This is a genomic window from Halosimplex marinum, from assembly GCF_051414075.1.
GTDB classification, from domain to species: Archaea; Halobacteriota; Halobacteria; order Halobacteriales; family Haloarculaceae; genus Halosimplex; species Halosimplex marinum.
In genome coordinates this window covers 105,590-122,394 of record NZ_JBLKNY010000006.1, presented here as the reverse complement: position 1 = coordinate 122,394, position 16,805 = coordinate 105,590, and the positions used below count along the sequence as shown (strand labels likewise).

Below are 16,805 nucleotides of genomic sequence, written 5' to 3'. Positions count from 1 at the left end.
GCCGGCCGGGAGCGGCGGACTCCCGGCCATTAGGCATCCCATTGAAAAAGGGCAAGTCCTAAACGGGGATCATGGATACACACCGCCGGTGGGGGATGGGCCCGTTGGTCGTCGCGAGCGCGGGGGCCGTGCTCGCGGCGACCGCGCTCGTCCACCACGCGGCGGAGGCCGCGACGCTCGGGTCGCTCCGGGCGCCGATGCTCGCGTTGCTGGTCGACGGCGTCCCGGCGGTCGCGCTGGTGTACGCCGGCTACCGGCTGGGGCGGACGGACCTGGACGCCGAGTACCGCCGGATGGCGGCCGTCTGGTCGCTCGGCGGCGTCGTGGTCTTCACGGGCGCGGTCGGGCTGACCATCGGCGTCCGGCTCCTGGAGGACAGGGTCGTCACCGAGCCGGCGTTCACGCTGCTGGTCGCCGCCTCGTTCGGCGGGCTGGCGGGTGTCGTCGCCGGCTACTACCGGGCGCGGGCGGTCGCCGACGCCACCCGGGCCCAGCGGGCGAGCGACGCGCTCGCGTTCGTCAACGGGCTCGTCAGGCACGACCTGCGCAACGATATGCAGGTGATCCGCGCCTACGCGGGCGAGATCGAGGACGCCGACGTGGCGGGCGAGGACGTGGCCGACCACGCGGCGGTCGTCCGCGAGAAGACCGAGGAGGCCTTCGAGCGCATCGAGACGGCGGGCTCGCTGGCGAAGACCGTCGCCGGCGAGGCCGAGTACGAGCCGGTCGACCTGGCCGCGGTGGCCGACGAGGCGGCCGCCAGTATCGAGGCCGCCACCGCCGCGACCGTGCGGACCGACCTCCCCGAGCGGGCGCCGGTCGTCGCCAACGCCGGCCTCCGGTCGGTCGTCGACAACCTCGTCGAGAACGCGGTCGAGCACAACGACAGCGACGACCCGCACGTCTCGCTGACCGTCGAGCGCGACGAGGATGTCGTCCGCCTGACCGTCAGCGACGACGGCCCCGGGTTCGCGCCCGGGGAGCGGCCGACCGTCTACCGGCCGGGCGCGGAGAGCGAGGGCGGCGGGCTCCGCATCGCGGCGACGCTCGTCGACCGGTACGGCGGCGACCTCCGGATCGCCGACGACGGCCGCGGGGGCGACGACGGCGCGACCGTCGTCGTCACGCTGCCGCGGGCCGACGCCGACGACGCGGCCGCGCTGCGGCCCGACCAGCGGGCGGTCGGCGGGTAGCGCTCACGCCAGTTCCGCGAGCGGCGTGTATCTCCCCGTGAGGTCGCCGGGCACCGGCAGTTCGCCGACCGCCGTCCACTCGCCGCCGCGGCGGACGAGGACGGACCCGCGGTGGGTCGCGACGACCAGGTCGCCGTCGGCCGCCGCCATCCCGGTGACCGTCTCGTCGGCCGCGGGGAACTCGACGGCGTCGACCGCGCCGTCGCGGACGGCGAACAGTTCGGGGTCGGCGTCGGGGTCGTCCCAGGTCGCGGAGTTCGAAAGCGCGCCGCCGGCGTAGACGGTCCCGTCCAGCGAGAACGCCGTCCGGAAGTACCGCTGGTCGACCCCCTCGTCCAGTCGCGCCCACGACTCTCCGCCCTCGGTCGTCCGGAACAGGCCGAACCCCGTCGCGGCGACGTACTCGCCCGGCCCGGCGACGTGGAGTTCGTGGATGTCGTCGTCGACGGCGTCGCCCGCGGAGTCGTCCCCCCGCAGTTCGACCCACGTCTCGCCGCCGTCGTCGCTCCCGTGGACGCCCCCCACCTCGACCCCGGCGACCAGCCGGTCGGGGTCGGCCGGGTCGTGGTGGAGGTCGCGCACCTGCGCGAGGTCGTCGTGGCGGGGGAGCCGCCACTCCTCGCGCGAGGGGAGCCGCTGGAACCCCTCGCACTCGCGCCACTCGACGGCCGGGCCGCCGTCGTCGGACTCGCCCGCGTCGACGCCGTCCTCGAACTCGCCGGCGTAGACGCGGGCCGGACGGGTCCCGGCGTAGAGCTGCCCGCCGGGGAGCGCGCCGACGCTGTAGACCGCTTCGGTCGGGACTCCCAGGTCGACCCACGTCTCGCCGTCCGGCGAGTGGAAGAGCCCGGTCGTCGTCGCCGCGAAACAGCCGTCGAGGCCGTCGAACGTCCGCAGTCGCATCACGCGGCCGCTGGCGAGGGTCCGCTCGGCCGTCCGGTCGGTCGGGCCGTCGCGGTCGGGGAACCGATACACGCCGTCGTCGCTGCCGGCGAGGAGCATGGTCGAATGGACGGGCGACGGGCGGAAAAGCGCTCGCTGAAGCCATTTTTTGTCCGGAAACGGACTGGTTTCGGAGGTGGAGGGCCGAAGCCGCGAGATATCGGCGGACGGTCCGGCAGTTCACGCGAGTTCGGCGCGGCGGAACCGGAGGTAGCCGACGGTTACCGAGCCGAGCGACCACGCGAGCAGGACGGCGACGTGGAACCACGCCCGTTCGTAGACGGCGTCGGCGCCGCTACTCAAGTGCGCGAACCGCTCGTACTTCTCGGCGCCCTGCGCGAAGACCGGGTCGATCAGCCCGCCGTAGGCCCGCAGCGGGGACAGCGCGTCGACGAACTCGCGGGTCGACGTCGAGAGCTCGGTCCCGAGGAGGTCGCCGACGGCCGAGAGGAGCGTCCCGAGCGTCAGCGGCGGGGTGATCCCGAGCCAGAAGGGGACCAGGACGAAGTAGACGGCGACGGCGCCGAACATCGCCCGCGAGCGGCCGGTCACGCTCGCGGAGATGGCGACGGAGATACAGACGAACGTCACCACGTACAGCGCCGAGGCGGCGGCAAACAGCGCGAACGCGCCGGGGTCGGGCGCGTTCTCGAAGGCCGCCAGCGCGACGGCGAAGCCGACGGCCAGGCTGGCGAGGACCGCCGCGACCGCGACGCCCGCCCGCGAGACCACCTTGGCAGCGACGTAGCCCGGTCGACTCGCCGGCAGCCCCATGACGTACTTCAGCCGCCCGCTGGCGCGGTCGCCGGCGACGGCGAGATACGTCAGCGGCGCCAGCAGGACCGGACCGACGAGGACGAACAGCAGGGCAACGTCGTTCAGCGTCCGATAGGGGTCGGGGAACAGGTCCATCTCCGCGAGGAAGACGAGCGCGACGCTGACGACGAAGGCGCCGACGACGCCGAGGACGACGTGCGACCGCGCCGCGTTCAGGAAGTCGTCGCGGGCGACCGTGACGGCGTTCGTCGCCACGGTCACCCACCTCCCAGCAGCGGAATGGAGCGGCCGCTCCCGTCGTTCCCCTCGGCGGCCGACTCGGCACCGCCGGTGTCGCCGGCCGCGCGACGGGTCGAGCCGGTACCCGACGTGTACTCGTCGAAGACCGATTCGAGCGAGACGTCCTCGACCCCGAAGTCGCGGACGCGGGTGCGCTCGGTCAGCCGGGCGACGACAGCGGCCTTCGCCTCGGGTCGGGAGCACTCCGCGCGGACGGTGTCGCCGTCGACCGTCACGTCGGCCACCCCGTCGATCCCGGCGAGGGCCGACGGCTCCGGGGGCTCCGCGACGGTCACGTCGAGGACCTCGTTCGCGCCGAGTTCCGCCCGGAGGTCGTCGATGGCGTCGACGGCGACGAGTTCGCCCCCGGCCATGATCCCGACCCGGTCGCAGACCTGCTCGACCTGCCCCAGAATGTGCGAGGAGAAGAACACGGTCGCGCCGCGGGCGGCCTCCTCGCGGACGATCTCCCGGAGCAGCCGGATCCCCGACGGATCCAGCCCGCTGGAGGGCTCGTCGAGGACGAGCAGGTCCGGCTCCCCGACCAGCGCGACTCCCAGCGCGAGTCGCTGGGTCATCCCCGTGGAGTAGCCGCCGACGGGCCGGCGGGCCGCCCCGGGGTCCAGCCCGACGCGGTCGAGGACGGCGTCGGGGTCGTCGTCGGCGCCCGTCGCCTCGACGGCCGACCGCACGTGGTCGCGGGCGGTCAGGTTCTCGTAGAACTCGCAGCCCTCGGGGAGGAGTCCGGTCCGGGCCCGCACCGCGCGGGCTTCGGCGGTCGCGTCGTGTCCCAGCACGGTCGCCGACCCCTCGGTCGGCCGCCGGAACCCCAGCAGGAGGTCGATGGTCGTCGACTTCCCGGCGCCGTTGGGCCCGAGGAAGCCGAAGACCTCCCCCGAGTCGACGGCGAGGTCGAGTCCCTTGACCGCGCGAACGTCGCCGTAGCGTTTCGTCAGGGCGGTGGTCTCGATGGCGGGCATCGCACTCGCCGCTACCGACCGCTCCTGATTAATCCCCACCCATTGTTCAGGATCTGGTACGTTCGCGGTATCGGCGTACACCCGCGATCCGACCGGGTCCGGATCGGCCCGACCACGGGTCGCATATCGTCGGTGTAGGTACCGCTCTGTGGGTGTATCCCGATACACCCGTCGGGTCGCCGGCGGAACGGATGCGTGGTATTAAGGGCGAGAGCGAACCTGTCCGAATTATGGGTGGTAGATCCGCCTCGCTGCTCACGAAGAAACAGCGCAGTCGCATCCGCGAGGGGTTCGACGGCATGGGGGAGGACAAGGTCCGGCGCGACCAGCAGCGCGTCCGCGAGCGGGTCCGCGCCGGCCTGCTCGACTTCGAACTGCTCGCCGACTACCCGGACCGCCAGCTCGAACTCGCCGTCGACGACCTCTCCGACGAGGAACTGCGACGCGCGCTCGCCGACGCGCAGCTGGTCGCCGAGCGGGTGCGGCTGCTCCGGGGGTACGACCGCGACGACCTGGTGGTCCGGACGCGCGAGCGGGCCGCGGACCTGGCGACCGAGGTCGACGACGCGGCGACGCTCCGCCGGCTGGAGCTGCGGACGGCCGACGAGGTCCGCCGCGAGACCGAGCGGGAAGTTCGCGAACGGTTGAGCGCCGACCCGTGGGACGAGCGCGCCGACGGCGCGCTGAAGCTCGCCGCGAGCGCGCTCGTCGTCCTGTCGGGATTCTGGGCCGCCGAGTGGCTGACGCCGTGGCCGCTGCTGAGCGACGGGGGCGTCGAGGCGGTCCTCTTCATCCTGGTCGCGGCCGTGATGTTCCTCGCGGTCGGCGCGGCTGCGCTGGTCAAGTTCGCACAGGCGCTGAAACACGACGTGGTCCCCGCGGTCCGGACGCTCCGCCGGGACCCGTCGACGGCGGTCCGGGGCGCGGTCTCGTGGGTTCGGCGTCCGGGACAGACCGTGCGGCGCGTCTGGGAGGAGCTGTAGCCGCGGCCCGGCCGGGACCTCCCGGGCGGTCTGCGGCACCGACCCGCTCGGCGACTCGTCGCCCGCCCGTCCCGGCGGAGTAACAACCGAATACTCATGCCCGTCCGCCGGATCGTCGGACCCATGGACCGCGTCGCCGCGTTCGGTATCGGGAGCACGAACTTCCGGTCCGCCGTCGCCACGACGGGCGGGGAGTTCCTGACCGACGTCGCCGCCGAGCCGACGCGCCCCCGCGACCTCGCCGACCAGCTCGCGACGGCGGTGGGCGACCTGCGGCGGTCGACCGACCGCCCCCTCGACGCCGTGGCCGTCTCGACCGCCGGGCTCGTCGACGACTCGGCGGGCGTGATCCGCGAGTTCGACACGCCGACCGGGGAGACGATCGACCGGATCGACGTCGCCGGAGCGGTCGACCGCGCGCACGGGCTCCCCGCGGTGCTCGTCAACGACTGCAACGCGGCCGCGCTCGGGGAGTGGTACTACGGCGCGCGCGACGACGAGCACAGCCTCGCCCACGTGACGTTCGGGACCGGCATCGGCGGCGGCGTCGTCGAAGGCGGGCGACTTCTCCGGGGGGCGGACGGTCAGGCCGGCGAGTTCGGCCTGCTCCCAGTCGCGCCCCGCGAGTACGAGAGCACGGGGGTCGCCGGCGCGTGGGAGGCGGTCTGCTCCGGCCGCGGCATCCCCCGGTTCGCCGCCGAGTTCGCCGACGGCGACGCCGCCTCGGACGCGGAGCGGGGGGACGGCCGCCCCGGAGCAGTCGGGCTCGACGGTGGCGGCCACACGGCCGAATCGGTGTTCGCCGCGGCCGACGCGGGCGAGGCGTGGGCCCGGGACTGCCTCGACGAGGTCGACCGGTACAACGCCGCCGGGATCGCGGGGGTCTGCAACGCGGCCAACCCCGGGCTGGTCACGCTCGGCGGCGGCGTCGCGCTGAACAACCCGGACCGGATCGTCTCCGGCATCGAGGAGCACCTCGACCGATACCTGTTCGTCGACCGCCCGACCGTTCGGCTCACGCCGCTTGGCGACGACATCGGTCTCTACGGTGCGCTGGCGGCCGCTCAGGTAGAGCGGTGACCTCGAAGCCCCCGAGAACCCGTTCGTCACACACATCGACTGACGGCGAATGTGGCTTAGCGATGTTCGTCGATCCACTCACACCACGAGTGGAAATCGTCCGCCCCGCACTGGTCCGCGATTTGCTGTAGCGTCCCGGTCCGGACGCCGTCGTGCAGCGGGACGGTGACGGTCCGTTTCTCGCCCGTCTCGGGGTGCGTGTACTTGAGAATCGCGTGGTCTCCCCGCGTCCGGTCGTGGCGATACCCGAATTTGCGAAGGACGTTGACTATCTCCTCCCCCGAAAAGTCACGAGAGACCATCCGCTACCCGTCGAACCACGGCGCGTCGGGTTCGGGCGCCTCGCCGTCAGCTTCCTGGGCCGCTCGCGTCGCCTCGACGGCCTCGTCGAGGTTTGCCAGCGCCTCCGTCCTGCTCGGTCCCTGGCTCGCGGCCCCCGTCTCCTCGTCGATAGCCGACCACCAGCCGTCGTCTTCTTCGATGAGCCGGATCTCCCGCCCTGTGCTCATACGGGTCGGTACGGCGGAATGTCTGAAAAGGGTTCGGACGTGCCCGAAACAGGCCCCACCGACGGGTCAGTCCGAGTAGTAGTACTCGCCGGCCGACTTCTGCTCCCGGTCGAGTTGCGACCCCGGCTTGTTGATCCGCGGTCGGCCGGTGCGCTCGTCGCGGCGGAAGGTGATGTCGAGGTTCGCGAGGAACTCGTTCATGCCGTCGCGCATGCTCACCGGCGGCGAGGCGTGGCCGCGCTCGGCCGGTTCGCCGTCGAAGACGAGCATCCGGTCGGCGAGCAGGTCGATCATGTAGATGTCGTGGTCGATGACCAGCGCGGTGGCGTCGTGGTTCTCGGCGTAGCGGCGGATGGCGCTGGTGGCGCGGACCCGCTGTTCCACGTCGAGGTGCGCCGAGGGCTCGTCCAGCAGGTACAGGTCGGCGTCCTCCGAGAGGCAGGCCGCGATGGCGACGCGCTGGCGCTCGCCCCCGGAGAGGTCGGTGAGGTCCTGCTCCATGACCCGGTCCAGCTGGAGCGGGTCGGCGATCTCCGTGTTCCAGTAGGAGGTGCCGAAGTCGTCGGTGATAGAGGAGAGGAAGGCGTCGACGCGCATCGGCTGGTCGATCTCGACGTACTGGGGCTTGTACGCGATGTCCATCCGCGCGTCGACCTCGCCCTCGTCCGGTTCCAGCCGACCGGCGAGCAGCTGGGCGAACGTCGACTTCCCGATGCCGTTCGGGCCGACGACGCCCAGCACCTCGTTTTCCTGGATCGTGCCGCCCTCGACCGCCAGGGAGAACTCGCCGTCGCCGTATGACTTGGTGAGGTCGGGGTACTCGACGACGACCTCGCCCTCGGCGGTCGTCCGCGGGGCGTGTTCCTCGAAGGTGATCGACTCCTGGCGGACCCGCATGTTCTCGTTCTCGAGGTAGCCGCCGAGGTACTCGTTGATGCCGTTCTTGGTCGACTTGGGGCTCGTGACGACGCCGAACGCGCCCGGGGACCCGTAGGCGACGTGGATGGTGTCGGCCAGCAGGTCGAGGATGGCCAAGTCGTGTTCGACGACGAGCATCGACCGATCCTCCTCGTCCGCGAGTTCCCGTACCAGCCGCGCAGCGGTCATCCGCTGGCCGATGTCGAGGTAGGGGGTCAGCTCGTCGAGGAAGTAGAAGTCGGCGTCGCGGGCGAGACAGGCCACCAGCGCGACCCGCTGGAGTTCGCCCCCGGAGAGCGTGTCGATGTCCTGGTCGACGACCGGGCGGATCCCGACGCGGTCGATGAGCTCGTCGAGCGCGCCGCGCTCGTCGGTCCGCTCCAGCAGCTCGCGGGTGGTCCCGTCGAACTGGTCGGGGATCTGGTCGACGTACTGCGGTTTGCGGGCGACGGTCACGTCGCCCTCGCGGAGCGCTTCGAGATAGGTCTGCAGTTCGGTCCCGCGGTACTCCTCCATGATGGCGTCCCAGCCCGGGGGGTCGCCGGAGACCTGCCCGAGGTTCGGGGCCATCTCGTCGGCGAGGATGCGGACCGCGGTGGTCTTCCCGATGCCGTTGGGGCCGAGGATGCCCGTCACCTGCCCCTCCTGGGGCGCGGGCAGGCCGTAGAGGGCGAAGGCGTTCTCGCCGTAGCGGTGGACGGGCTCCTCGTCGAGTTCCTGCGGGAGGTTGATGATCTCGATGGCGTCGAACGGGCACTTGTTGACGCAGATACCGCAGGACTCGCCGAGGCAGATCTCCTCGGAGATGTGGATCTGGTCGGGGTCGCCCTCGTAGGGTTCCTCGTCCTCGAAGCGCTCCTCGCGGGTGACGATGCACTCCTTGCCCGAGCGGTTCGGCGGGCAGAAGTTCGCGCACTCGTAGTTACAGCGGTCGGGCTGGCAGCGGTCGAGGTCGACGACCGCGATGGAGTCGTCGGACATCGTTACAGGGGGGTCTCCGCGGTCAGCAGGATACCCCAGGAGACGAACCACAGCGAGAAGGTGATGAAGGCGATGTAGAGGTACTCCTTGGGGCCGAAGTCGTCAACGTCGATGCCGAGCGCCATGTAGACGGGGAGCTGGACGAGCACCGCCGCGCCGAGCAGGTACAGGCCCAGCCGGTCGCTGGGGCCGGTCGCCAGCGCCTGGGCGGCCACGCCGGCGCCGATCCCCAGCAGGGAGGCGAGCGTCGTCACCGTCAGCCCCCGCAGGTGGTCGTCCCACCCCTCGGCGGTTTCGGTAGCCATACGTCCGTCTCCGCCACGCGTCCCCAAAAGCCGTTCGTTCCCGACCCCGCCGCCGGGTCGGGCGCCGCCGCGTCTTCGCCCGCCCCCGTCCTGCGCGCCCCTCGTCCTGCGCGTCCACTCGCCCTCCGTGCCGTCCCTCCTCGGCCGCCGACCGCTCGGCCGCCGACCGCGTCGGGGGAGCCGACCGTCTCCGCTCCCGTGGCGGCGATACAGTGGGATCTTGGCTGTCGCCAGTGTGAATCTTTATTGTACGCGCGCCCCACCGATCCACCGATGCCCGAGACAGACGGGGACGACCTCAGCGACCTGCCGCCGAGCGCGAAACTCGTCTTCAAAGTACTGGAGTACGACGGTCCGCTCACCCAGAAGGGGATCGTCGAGGAGTCGATGCTTTCGGCGCGGACCGTCCGCTACGCCCTCGAACGCCTCGAGGAGGTCGGCGTCGTCGAGGAGGACGTCTACTTCGCTGACGCCCGCCAGAACCTCTACGAGATCGACAAGCCCGACTGCGACGGCGACTGCGAGGCCGCCGCCTCCGCCGACTGACTCCGTTCTCGCTCTCTCGACGCTCCGCTACTCGCGCGCGTTCCGCTACGATACCCCGCCCCGCTACGACGCTCCGCGCGTGCCGATCCGTGCCAGCGCGCGACCGACGCGGCCGGTCGCGGCCACCGCGGCGAACCCGGCGAGCCCGCCGACGGCGCCGACCACCACCGGGTACAGCAGGCCGGTCCGCTGGACCGCGTCGAGGACGGACACCGCGAGCACCAGGTCCGGCGCGGCGGGCGGCGTCCACGCCGACAGGGGCGCCGTCGCGGCCGCGACCGGCAGGTACCCGACCGCGACGGCCCCGCCGCGGAGCGTCGCAGTCCTCCAGTCCGACGCGCCGGCCGAGTAGACCAGCGCCGCCCCCGCGAGGAGGAGGACAGCAACCGGGACGAGCGGGGCGTTCCCGGCCAGTTCGACCACCTCGATCGCGTCGACGCCGTCGTCGACTGCTTGCCGGTACCGCGCGACCATCGACCCGCCGTGGAGCCGGTGGTACTGCCAGGTCGCGAGGACGTTCGGGCCGGGGTCGACCGCCCCGGGCGCGATCCCCGCGTACTCGCCGTCGGGGACGGCGCCGACCGCCTCGACCGGGGAGCGGCGCTCGGTCGCGAGGCGGCGCCCGGTCAGATATCGGACCACAGCCCACCCGGTCGCGAACGCCGCGGCGCCGGCGACCGCGCCGCGAGCGAGGAGCGACCGGGGGAACGTCCCGTCGCGCCGCGCGAACGCGAGACACCCGCCGAGCGCGCCGAACGCGACCGGGACGACGAGGCCGGTCAGGACGACGGCCGGCGCCAGCGGGACCGCGACGGTGCCGAGCGGATGGGTCGTCGCGCCGACCCCCGAGATGACGACCTCGACGGAGTCGGGCGCCGCCCACGCGGACAGCCGAGCCGACCCGGCCGCCAGCGGGAAGTACCCGACCGCGACGAGCGCGCCGCGGCCGGCCGCCGCCCGGGGGCCGTCCGCCCGGGTCCGGGCGACCAGCAGGAACCCCGCCGCGACCAGCACCGCCGCGGGCGCGACCGCGAGCGCGGGCTGGGGCGGGGCGACGGTCCCCCCGGCACCGAACCACGGGTCGAGACTGACACCGTGGAGCCGGTGGTACTGCCAGGCCGCGAACTGCCACGCCTCGGGGAGCGCGCCGCCGGGACCCACGGTTATCTCCAGGCCCGCGTCGACCCCGTAGCCGTACCGCGAGAGGACCGGCCGCGTCGGGTCGCGGACCCGGTGGCGCTCCGAGAGGAACGTCGCCGCGTACCCGACGACGAACGCGCAGAACCCCGCGAGGCTCCCGACCACCACGGCGTCCCGTCCGGGCGCTGCCGCGGCGAGTCGCGCTCGCAGTCGCGCCTCGCGGTCGGCCGGCGACATAGCGAACGGTTACCCAGTCGACTGGTAAGTCTTGTGCCGCGCAGGAGCCCGCTCGGAGCGCTCCGCCGTCCGCGTGAACGTCGGTGGGTGACGGAGCGACGGTGGCGCGCACCGTCGCGCGACGGCCGCCGGCCCCGTAGGGCGACGTTTCGCCCGGGGCCTGGGGACGCCGTCGGGCCACCGGACGGCTTACTCCGACCGGGACCGGTTCCCGTACCGGGTCGGGACCCGCCCGGAGGCGGCACAACGCCGTCGCGGTGAGTCGCCTCGGCCGGCGGCGGTTCCGTCGGGTAACTGTGGACACATCGCCGCGCCGATCGGCGGTAGGCGAGCTCTGTCATCGTTTCTCTCGGGATACCGGGAGAACGATTGCCGCCCTTTTCCACCGCGCTCGGAGAGTTGTGCGTGACGGACAATGACAGAGAGATCCAGCGATCGAGACGGTATCGACGACGACGAGCGCGCACAGGCGAGCGGGTGGCGCCCCACGCGGCGGCGCCTGCTGGAGGCCGGCGCGGCGACCGGCGCGCTCGCGGGCCTCGGGAGCATCGCGTTCGGGAGCCAGCAGGAGACCTACCGGTTCGGCGGGGAGGTGTCCGGCTGGGTCGGCCAGTCGCCCGCGGCGATCGAGGGCGCCGAGAACCCGACGCTCGAACTGACCGCCGGGACCGAGTACGAGGTGGTCTGGGAGAACCTCGACGGGCTGCCGCACGACTTCGTCATCCAGGACGGCGACGGGGCGGAGGTCGTCGGGACCGACATCGTCTCCGAGCAGGGCGCGACGACGACGCTTACGTTCACCGCGACGCCGGAGATGACGCAGTATATCTGCACCGTCCACCCCGACACGATGGTGGGGTCGGTCGAGGTGAGCGGCACCGCGACCGCCACCGCCGGCGAGACGGAGACGACCGACGGGACCGAGACGGCTCCCGGGACGCCGGCCGACGCCGGCTTCTTCGAATCGGGCGCGGAGGTCGGCGTCCGCGAGGTGGCCAACGGGGCGCTGACCGCCCCGACGGACTTCGCGGAACCGGAGGGGGCGGGGGACCGCCGGTTCGTCACCGACCAGACCGGCCAGTTGTACGTCGTCGAGGGCGACCAACTCAGGTCGGAGCCGTTCGTCGACGTGAGCGACCGGATGGTCACGCTGGGGGAGTTCAACGGCTCGTACGCCAACCCCGAGTCGGAGTACGACGAGCGGGGGCTGCTCGGCGTCGACTTCCACCCCGACTTCGCGGAGAACGGGCTGTTCTACCTCCACTACAGCGCGCCGCCGAACGACGAGACGCCCGAGGGGTGGGACCACGTCGAGGTCGTCTCCGAGTTCGAGACCACCGACGGCGGCGAGTCGGGCGACCCCGACAGCGAGCGGCGGTTGCTGACGATCCAGCACCCGCAGTACAACCACGACGCCGGCCCGATGGCGTTCGGCCCCGACGGCTACCTCTACGTCCCGATGGGCGACGGCGGCGGCGCCAACGACGAGATGTACGGCCACGTCGACGACTGGTACGACCGCAACGCCGGCGGCAACGGTCAGGACGTGACCGAGAACCTCCTCGGCGACGTGCTCCGCATCGACGTCGACGGGTCGGGCGAGGACACCCCCTACGGGATCCCCGAGGACAACCCGTTCACCGACGTCGAGGGGGCCCGCGACGAGATCTGGGCCTACGGCTTCCGCAACCCGTTCGGGATCTCCTTCGACTCGGCCGGGAACTGCTTCGTCGCCGACGCCGGGCAGAACCTCTGGGAGGAGGCCAGCGTCGTCGAGAGCGGCGGCAACTACGGCTGGAACGTCAAGGAGGGGACCCACTGTTTCAGCACCGAGAACCCCGGCGACCCGGACGCGATCACCGACTGCCCGGAGACGGAGCCGGACGAGGCGCCCTACGACGGGAGCGACCTGATCGACCCCATCGTGGAGTATCCCCACCAGTACGAGGGCGCGAGCGTCGGCATCACCATCGTGGGCGGTCACCGCTACGAGGGCGCGGCGGTCCCCGAACTCGACGGGAAGTACGTCTTCGGCACGTGGACGACCGACGTGAGCCGCGCCGCTCCCGAAGGTCGCATCTTCACCGCCGACCCGCCCGAGAGCTTCGACGCCGGCGACGGGACCGGGACGGCGACCGGAACTGGAACGGCGACCGGCACGGAGACAGCGACGGACACCCCGACCGGGACATCGACCGGTACCGACGCCGGGACCGCCATCGACGAGAGCGACGTGCCCCGCGACGAGCTGTGGGACATGGCCGAACTCGACGTCCGCGGCGGGTTCGACTGGTTCGTCCGGATGTTCGGTCGGGGGGCCGACGGCGAGGTCTACGTCCTCGTCAACAAAGAGGGGGTCCCGGAGGGCGAGACCGGTGCCGTGCTCCAGATCGTCCCGCCCGAAGAGGGCGAAACGCCCGACAGGACGGAGACGCCGGAAGGGACGGGAACCGACACCGCGACGGGGACGGACTCGTCCGGATAGCGCCGTCGGGGGTCGACGGGCGTTCGAGGGCGCGACCGCGCCGCCGGCGCCCGGCCCCTGCTCGTCGGCCTACGACGGGCTGACGGTGACGGTCTTGCCGCGGTCGATGGCCCGTTCGAGTTCCTCGGCGATGGCCGAGCCGCGGGAGACCTGCACCTCGCCGCCCCGCGAGACGGTCGCGGTGAAGAGGTACTCGCCGTCGGCCTGGACTTCGACGGTCTCGCCCTCGTAGCCGTCCATCGGGATGACGACGTGGCGGGAGGTGATCTCGGGGGTGACGATCTCGCCGCCACCGCTCGAACCGCCGCCACCGCCGCCACCGGATCCGCCCGAACCGCCGGACGCGCCCTGCGGGCGCTCGCTGAAGGTCCGCACGTCGATGTCGATACCGAGGCGGTTCTCCACGTCGGTGATGCGGCCGCCGCCCTTGCCGATGACGGCGGAGATGTCGTCCTCTTCGACGTACACCACGGCGGTGTTCGGGTTCTTGATCTCCACCTCGACGTGGCCGTGGGCGATGGCCCGGATCTCCCGCTCGACCTCCTGTTTGGCGATGCGCTCGGTGCCGCTCTCGGCGCCGGCGCCGCCGTCTTCGGCGTTCTCGCCGAGGGGAACGGTGACGACCTGGCGGTTGAACGTGTAGATCTCGTAGGCGGGCTGGCCCGTCTCGAAGTCGCGGATCATGATGACCGGGCGCGCGAGGTCCTCCTCCATCAGCCCCTCGGGGACCTTCACTTCGGTCGTCACGTCGTAGACGGTGTCGACCTCGCCGGCCTCGATGTAGACGACGGTGTCGACGACCTGCGGGATCATCCCGAGTTCGACCCGGCCCACGAGCCGCTGGAGCGCGTCGATGGCCCGGGTCGCGTGGACGACGCCGACCATGCCGACGCCGGCCAGCCGCATGTCCGCGAACACCTCGAAGTCGTCGGTCTTGCGCACCTCGTCGTAGATGGTGTAGTCCGGCCGGACCATCAACAGCGAGTCGGCGGTCTTCTCCATGGACCCCCCGAGTTCGGTGTACTGGGTGATGTTGTCCCCGACCTGGAGGTCGCGCGGTTTCTCCATGGTCTTGACCGCGAAGTCCGAGTCGGCGAGGAACTCCGCGACGGCCTGGGCGAAGGTGGATTTCCCCGCGCCGGGCGCACCCGAAATCAGGACGCCGCGCTGGTGTTCGAGCAGTCGCTCGCGGAGTTCGTCGGCGTGCTCGTAGTCGTCGAGGTCGGTCTTGACGATGGGGCGGACCGCCGTGATCTCCAGCTTGTCCGAAAAGGGCGGCCGGGCGATGGCGATGCGGTACTGGCGGAACTGGACGATGGTCATCCCCGGCTCGTCGAGTTCGACGAACCCCTCGGCGCTGGCCCGCGCGGAGTTCTCGATGTCCTGGGCCCACTCCTTGAGATCGTTCTCCGTCGAGGCCTCCTCCCGGATGGTCTCGTAGTGCATGTCGCCGATCTCGCCGCGCTTGGCCATCGGCGCGACGCCGACCTTGAGGTGGAGGCTCATCGTCGTCTCGTCGAAGAACTGTTCGATGTCGAGCGACTCGGTGTCCCGGCCGCGCGGTTCGAGGTAGACCACGTCCAGGCCCTTGGCCCTCGCGACCTCGCTCTGGACCACGTCGCTGGTGACGAGCGTCGCGTCGTGGTCGTCGGCCAGGTCGCGGATGATCGCGTCGATCTTCCCCTCGCCGGCCTCGCGCTGTTCGACCTCGGCGGGGCGGCGGCCGACGTACTCGACGGTGACGGTGCCGTCGTCGTGGAGCCCGGCGAGCCGCTGGAGCTCCTCGAGGCCGTCCCAGCCGCTCTCGCGGCCGTCGTTGGCCTGGGCCTCGAGCTCGCCCACGACCGCCTCGGGGACGTAGACGGTCGCGCCGGCGAATCCCTCGCCGACGGCCTCGGAGTCGGGGTCGGCGTCGGCCTCGATCTGCTCGGACACGCGGCCGTCGATGACCACGCTCGTGTCCGGAACGATGTTCATACCGTGGCTACGGCCGCCCGTCGTGATAAGGCCCGTGATGCCGGGGAGAAACTATCGCGGTCGGTCAGGCGAACGGCGCGAGTTCCGAGCCGCCGCGGGTCGCGATCTCCGTCCCGCAGTCGGGGCAGGCGACGACCGCGTCGCCCGTCCGGCCGCGCTCGCCGTCCGCGCGGGGGTCGGCCCGGCGGACGGTCCAGTCGCCGGTCGGCGGGCTCTCGTGGCCGCAGTCGGGACAGAACAGCGTCGCTTTCGGGGGCGGGTCACCTTCGGGCGTGGCGGGCGCGTGTACGCTCATCGTACCCCGGGGTAGGTGCTGGATACGGAAAACCCCTTTTGCCCATTATCAATCGGTAGCGACCGCAGAACCGTGAAATGGTGTCGCACACTCGCGGTCGGGTCGGGCCTGCTGACGGGGTGTGGTCGGAGACGACGGGCAGGAACCGCCGGACTACCGTCCAAGTACGCCGCCCACGTCGACGGCTCAGTCGCACGACGCCACCTTCGGTAGACGTTCGTCTTTCTTTTCACCGGTACTGAGGAAATATTGCCACGAAAGCCACAGATAATTCGACGCGCCGGTACTGTATTTCCAGAGTGTGACACGAGTGACCAGTACAACGTACGTCGACGAACACGGACGGGACGCGTACCTCGAACGGGTCGAGGCCGCCTACGAGGAGTTCCGCGAGACGGGGGTGTTCCGCTACCCGGAGTGGCTCTACGGGCCGCCGAAGGGCGAACTGTTCGAGGTGCCCGTGGAGGACTGCCCCGACTTCGGGGACGACGCCGCCGTCGAGTTCGATTCGGGTCGAACGGCGTTTCTCTCGATCGATATGCAGACGGACTTCTGCGGGGAGGACGGCTACGTCGACGCGATGGGCTACGACCTCTCGCTGACGCGGCGGGCGGTCGAACCGATCGCGGACGTGCTCGACGCGGTCAGGGGGACGGATCTGGAAGTCGTCCACACGCGCGAGGGCCACGATCCGGACCTGTGCGACGCGCCGTTCAACAAGGTCCTCCGGAGCAAGGCCGCCGGCGAGGGCGTCGGCATCGGAGAGACGCCGCCGGGCGGCACGGGACCGCTGTTGACCCGCGGCAACGAGAACTGGGACATCATCGACGAACTCGCCCCCGAACCGGGCGAGCCGGTCGTCGACAAACCCACGAAGGGCGCGTTCGCCAACACGAACATCGGGATGGTCCTCGACCGCCTGGGGGTCGAGTACCTCGTCATCGCCGGCATCACGACCGACGTGTGCGTCCACACGATCATGCGCGAGGCAAACGACCGCGGCTACTGGCCGGTCCTCCTGAAGGACGCGACCGGCGCGACCGACGAGGGCAACCGCGAGGCCGCGATCAGACAGATCAAGATGCAGGGCGGCGTCTTCGGCTGGGTCTCCGACTCCGAGCGGTTCGTCGACGCCGTCGACGGACTCGACGGCTGAGTCCGAGCCCGAACACCCGTTC

General features: G+C 71.6%; 16 protein-coding genes. 6 read left to right on the top strand and 10 right to left on the bottom strand.

Annotated elements, in window-relative coordinates; all coding sequences use genetic code 11:
- Positions 1–71 precede the first annotated feature (71 nt).
- On the top strand, positions 72–1,193 hold the full coding sequence (locus tag ACMGFI_RS16990) for an ATP-binding protein (RefSeq protein ID WP_436911059.1): 1,122 nt from the start codon (positions 72–74) through the stop codon (positions 1,191–1,193).
- Positions 1,194–1,196: 3 nt separating this feature from the next.
- Here ACMGFI_RS16990 and ACMGFI_RS16985 read toward each other — a convergent pair whose 3' ends face one another.
- From ACMGFI_RS16985 to ACMGFI_RS16975, 3 genes are all read right to left on the bottom strand, one after another.
- The gene (locus ACMGFI_RS16985) at positions 1,197–2,195 is read right to left on the bottom strand and encodes a WD40/YVTN/BNR-like repeat-containing protein (protein WP_436911057.1); all 999 of its coding nucleotides are present in this window, start codon (positions 2,193–2,195) and stop codon (positions 1,197–1,199) included.
- Positions 2,196–2,315: 120 nt separating this feature from the next.
- Positions 2,316–3,167, bottom strand: a complete 852-nt coding sequence (locus ACMGFI_RS16980) for an ABC transporter permease (RefSeq protein ID WP_436911055.1) — start codon at positions 3,165–3,167, stop codon at positions 2,316–2,318.
- A 2-nt stretch (positions 3,168–3,169) separates the two neighbouring features.
- Positions 3,170–4,171 carry an ABC transporter ATP-binding protein gene (locus ACMGFI_RS16975; protein WP_436911053.1) on the bottom strand — a complete coding sequence of 334 codons (1,002 nt, stop codon included), beginning with the start codon at positions 4,169–4,171 and terminating at the stop codon, positions 3,170–3,172.
- A 230-nt stretch (positions 4,172–4,401) separates the two neighbouring features.
- Between ACMGFI_RS16975 and ACMGFI_RS16970 the strand changes: the two genes are divergently transcribed.
- Positions 4,402–5,154 (top strand): hypothetical protein, encoded by a 753-nt coding sequence (locus ACMGFI_RS16970; RefSeq protein WP_436911052.1) that lies wholly within the window; start codon positions 4,402–4,404, stop codon positions 5,152–5,154.
- 123 nt (positions 5,155–5,277) lie between these two features.
- Entirely contained in the window at positions 5,278–6,234 is a 957-nt protein-coding gene (locus ACMGFI_RS16965; RefSeq protein WP_436911050.1) for an ROK family protein, read from the top strand.
- Between the two features lie 56 nt (positions 6,235–6,290).
- On the opposite strand, the gene ACMGFI_RS16960 is transcribed toward ACMGFI_RS16965, so the two are convergent.
- The 4 genes from ACMGFI_RS16960 to ACMGFI_RS16945 all read right to left on the bottom strand — a co-directional run bounded on the left by ACMGFI_RS16960 (position 6,291) and on the right by ACMGFI_RS16945 (position 8,947).
- Positions 6,291–6,536: a type II toxin-antitoxin system HicA family toxin gene (locus ACMGFI_RS16960; RefSeq protein ID WP_436911049.1), complete on the bottom strand. Its 246-nt coding sequence runs from the start codon at positions 6,534–6,536 to the stop codon at positions 6,291–6,293.
- Positions 6,537–6,539: 3 nt separating this feature from the next.
- The gene (locus tag ACMGFI_RS16955) at positions 6,540–6,743 is read right to left on the bottom strand and encodes a type II toxin-antitoxin system HicB family antitoxin (protein WP_436911048.1); all 204 of its coding nucleotides are present in this window, start codon (positions 6,741–6,743) and stop codon (positions 6,540–6,542) included.
- A gap of 66 nt (positions 6,744–6,809) precedes the next feature.
- Entirely contained in the window at positions 6,810–8,642 is a 1,833-nt protein-coding gene (locus ACMGFI_RS16950; RefSeq protein WP_436911047.1) for a ribosome biogenesis/translation initiation ATPase RLI, read from the bottom strand.
- A gap of 2 nt (positions 8,643–8,644) precedes the next feature.
- The gene (locus ACMGFI_RS16945; RefSeq protein ID WP_436911046.1) at positions 8,645–8,947 is read right to left on the bottom strand and encodes an EMC6-like membrane protein; all 303 of its coding nucleotides are present in this window, start codon (positions 8,945–8,947) and stop codon (positions 8,645–8,647) included.
- 273 nt (positions 8,948–9,220) lie between these two features.
- Between ACMGFI_RS16945 and ACMGFI_RS16940 the strand changes: the two genes are divergently transcribed.
- A complete protein-coding gene (locus ACMGFI_RS16940) occupies positions 9,221–9,493 on the top strand; it encodes a winged helix-turn-helix transcriptional regulator (protein ID WP_135366170.1) in 273 nt (90 codons plus the stop codon).
- A 63-nt stretch (positions 9,494–9,556) separates the two neighbouring features.
- Here ACMGFI_RS16940 and ACMGFI_RS16935 read toward each other — a convergent pair whose 3' ends face one another.
- Positions 9,557–10,870 (bottom strand): DUF7978 family protein, encoded by a 1,314-nt coding sequence (locus ACMGFI_RS16935; RefSeq protein ID WP_436911045.1) that lies wholly within the window; start codon positions 10,868–10,870, stop codon positions 9,557–9,559.
- Between the two features lie 415 nt (positions 10,871–11,285).
- Between ACMGFI_RS16935 and ACMGFI_RS16930 the strand changes: the two genes are divergently transcribed.
- Entirely contained in the window at positions 11,286–13,355 is a 2,070-nt protein-coding gene (locus ACMGFI_RS16930) for a PQQ-dependent sugar dehydrogenase (protein WP_436911044.1), read from the top strand.
- Positions 13,356–13,424: 69 nt separating this feature from the next.
- On the opposite strand, the gene ACMGFI_RS16925 is transcribed toward ACMGFI_RS16930, so the two are convergent.
- Entirely contained in the window at positions 13,425–15,332 is a 1,908-nt protein-coding gene (locus tag ACMGFI_RS16925; RefSeq protein WP_436911043.1) for a PINc/VapC family ATPase, read from the bottom strand.
- Between the two features lie 64 nt (positions 15,333–15,396).
- Positions 15,397–15,627 (bottom strand): DUF8106 domain-containing protein, encoded by a 231-nt coding sequence (locus tag ACMGFI_RS16920; protein ID WP_436911042.1) that lies wholly within the window; start codon positions 15,625–15,627, stop codon positions 15,397–15,399.
- Between the two features lie 301 nt (positions 15,628–15,928).
- Here ACMGFI_RS16920 and ACMGFI_RS16915 point away from each other — a divergent pair, with 301 nt between their 5' ends.
- A complete protein-coding gene (locus ACMGFI_RS16915; protein ID WP_436911041.1) occupies positions 15,929–16,783 on the top strand; it encodes a cysteine hydrolase family protein in 855 nt (284 codons plus the stop codon).
- Positions 16,784–16,805: the final 22 nt, after the last annotated feature.

Bases quoted from the DNA above. Each gene is read 5' to 3' on its own strand.
- ACMGFI_RS16990 (WP_436911059.1), top strand. From the start codon at position 72: ATGGATACACACCGCCGGTGGGGGATGGGCCCGTTGGTCGTCGCGAGC.
- ACMGFI_RS16985 (WP_436911057.1), bottom strand. From the start codon at position 2,195: ATGCTCCTCGCCGGCAGCGACGACGGCGTGTATCGGTTCCCCGACCGC.
- ACMGFI_RS16975 (WP_436911053.1), bottom strand. From the start codon at position 4,171: ATGCCCGCCATCGAGACCACCGCCCTGACGAAACGCTACGGCGACGTT.
- ACMGFI_RS16970 (WP_436911052.1), top strand. From the start codon at position 4,402: ATGGGTGGTAGATCCGCCTCGCTGCTCACGAAGAAACAGCGCAGTCGC.
- ACMGFI_RS16965 (WP_436911050.1), top strand. From the start codon at position 5,278: ATGGACCGCGTCGCCGCGTTCGGTATCGGGAGCACGAACTTCCGGTCC.
- ACMGFI_RS16960 (WP_436911049.1), bottom strand. From the start codon at position 6,536: ATGGTCTCTCGTGACTTTTCGGGGGAGGAGATAGTCAACGTCCTTCGC.
- ACMGFI_RS16955 (WP_436911048.1), bottom strand. From the start codon at position 6,743: ATGAGCACAGGGCGGGAGATCCGGCTCATCGAAGAAGACGACGGCTGG.
- ACMGFI_RS16950 (WP_436911047.1), bottom strand. From the start codon at position 8,642: ATGTCCGACGACTCCATCGCGGTCGTCGACCTCGACCGCTGCCAGCCC.
- ACMGFI_RS16945 (WP_436911046.1), bottom strand. From the start codon at position 8,947: ATGGCTACCGAAACCGCCGAGGGGTGGGACGACCACCTGCGGGGGCTG.
- ACMGFI_RS16940 (WP_135366170.1), top strand. From the start codon at position 9,221: ATGCCCGAGACAGACGGGGACGACCTCAGCGACCTGCCGCCGAGCGCG.
- ACMGFI_RS16935 (WP_436911045.1), bottom strand. From the start codon at position 10,870: ATGTCGCCGGCCGACCGCGAGGCGCGACTGCGAGCGCGACTCGCCGCG.
- ACMGFI_RS16930 (WP_436911044.1), top strand. From the start codon at position 11,286: ATGACAGAGAGATCCAGCGATCGAGACGGTATCGACGACGACGAGCGC.
- ACMGFI_RS16925 (WP_436911043.1), bottom strand. From the start codon at position 15,332: ATGAACATCGTTCCGGACACGAGCGTGGTCATCGACGGCCGCGTGTCC.
- ACMGFI_RS16920 (WP_436911042.1), bottom strand. From the start codon at position 15,627: ATGAGCGTACACGCGCCCGCCACGCCCGAAGGTGACCCGCCCCCGAAA.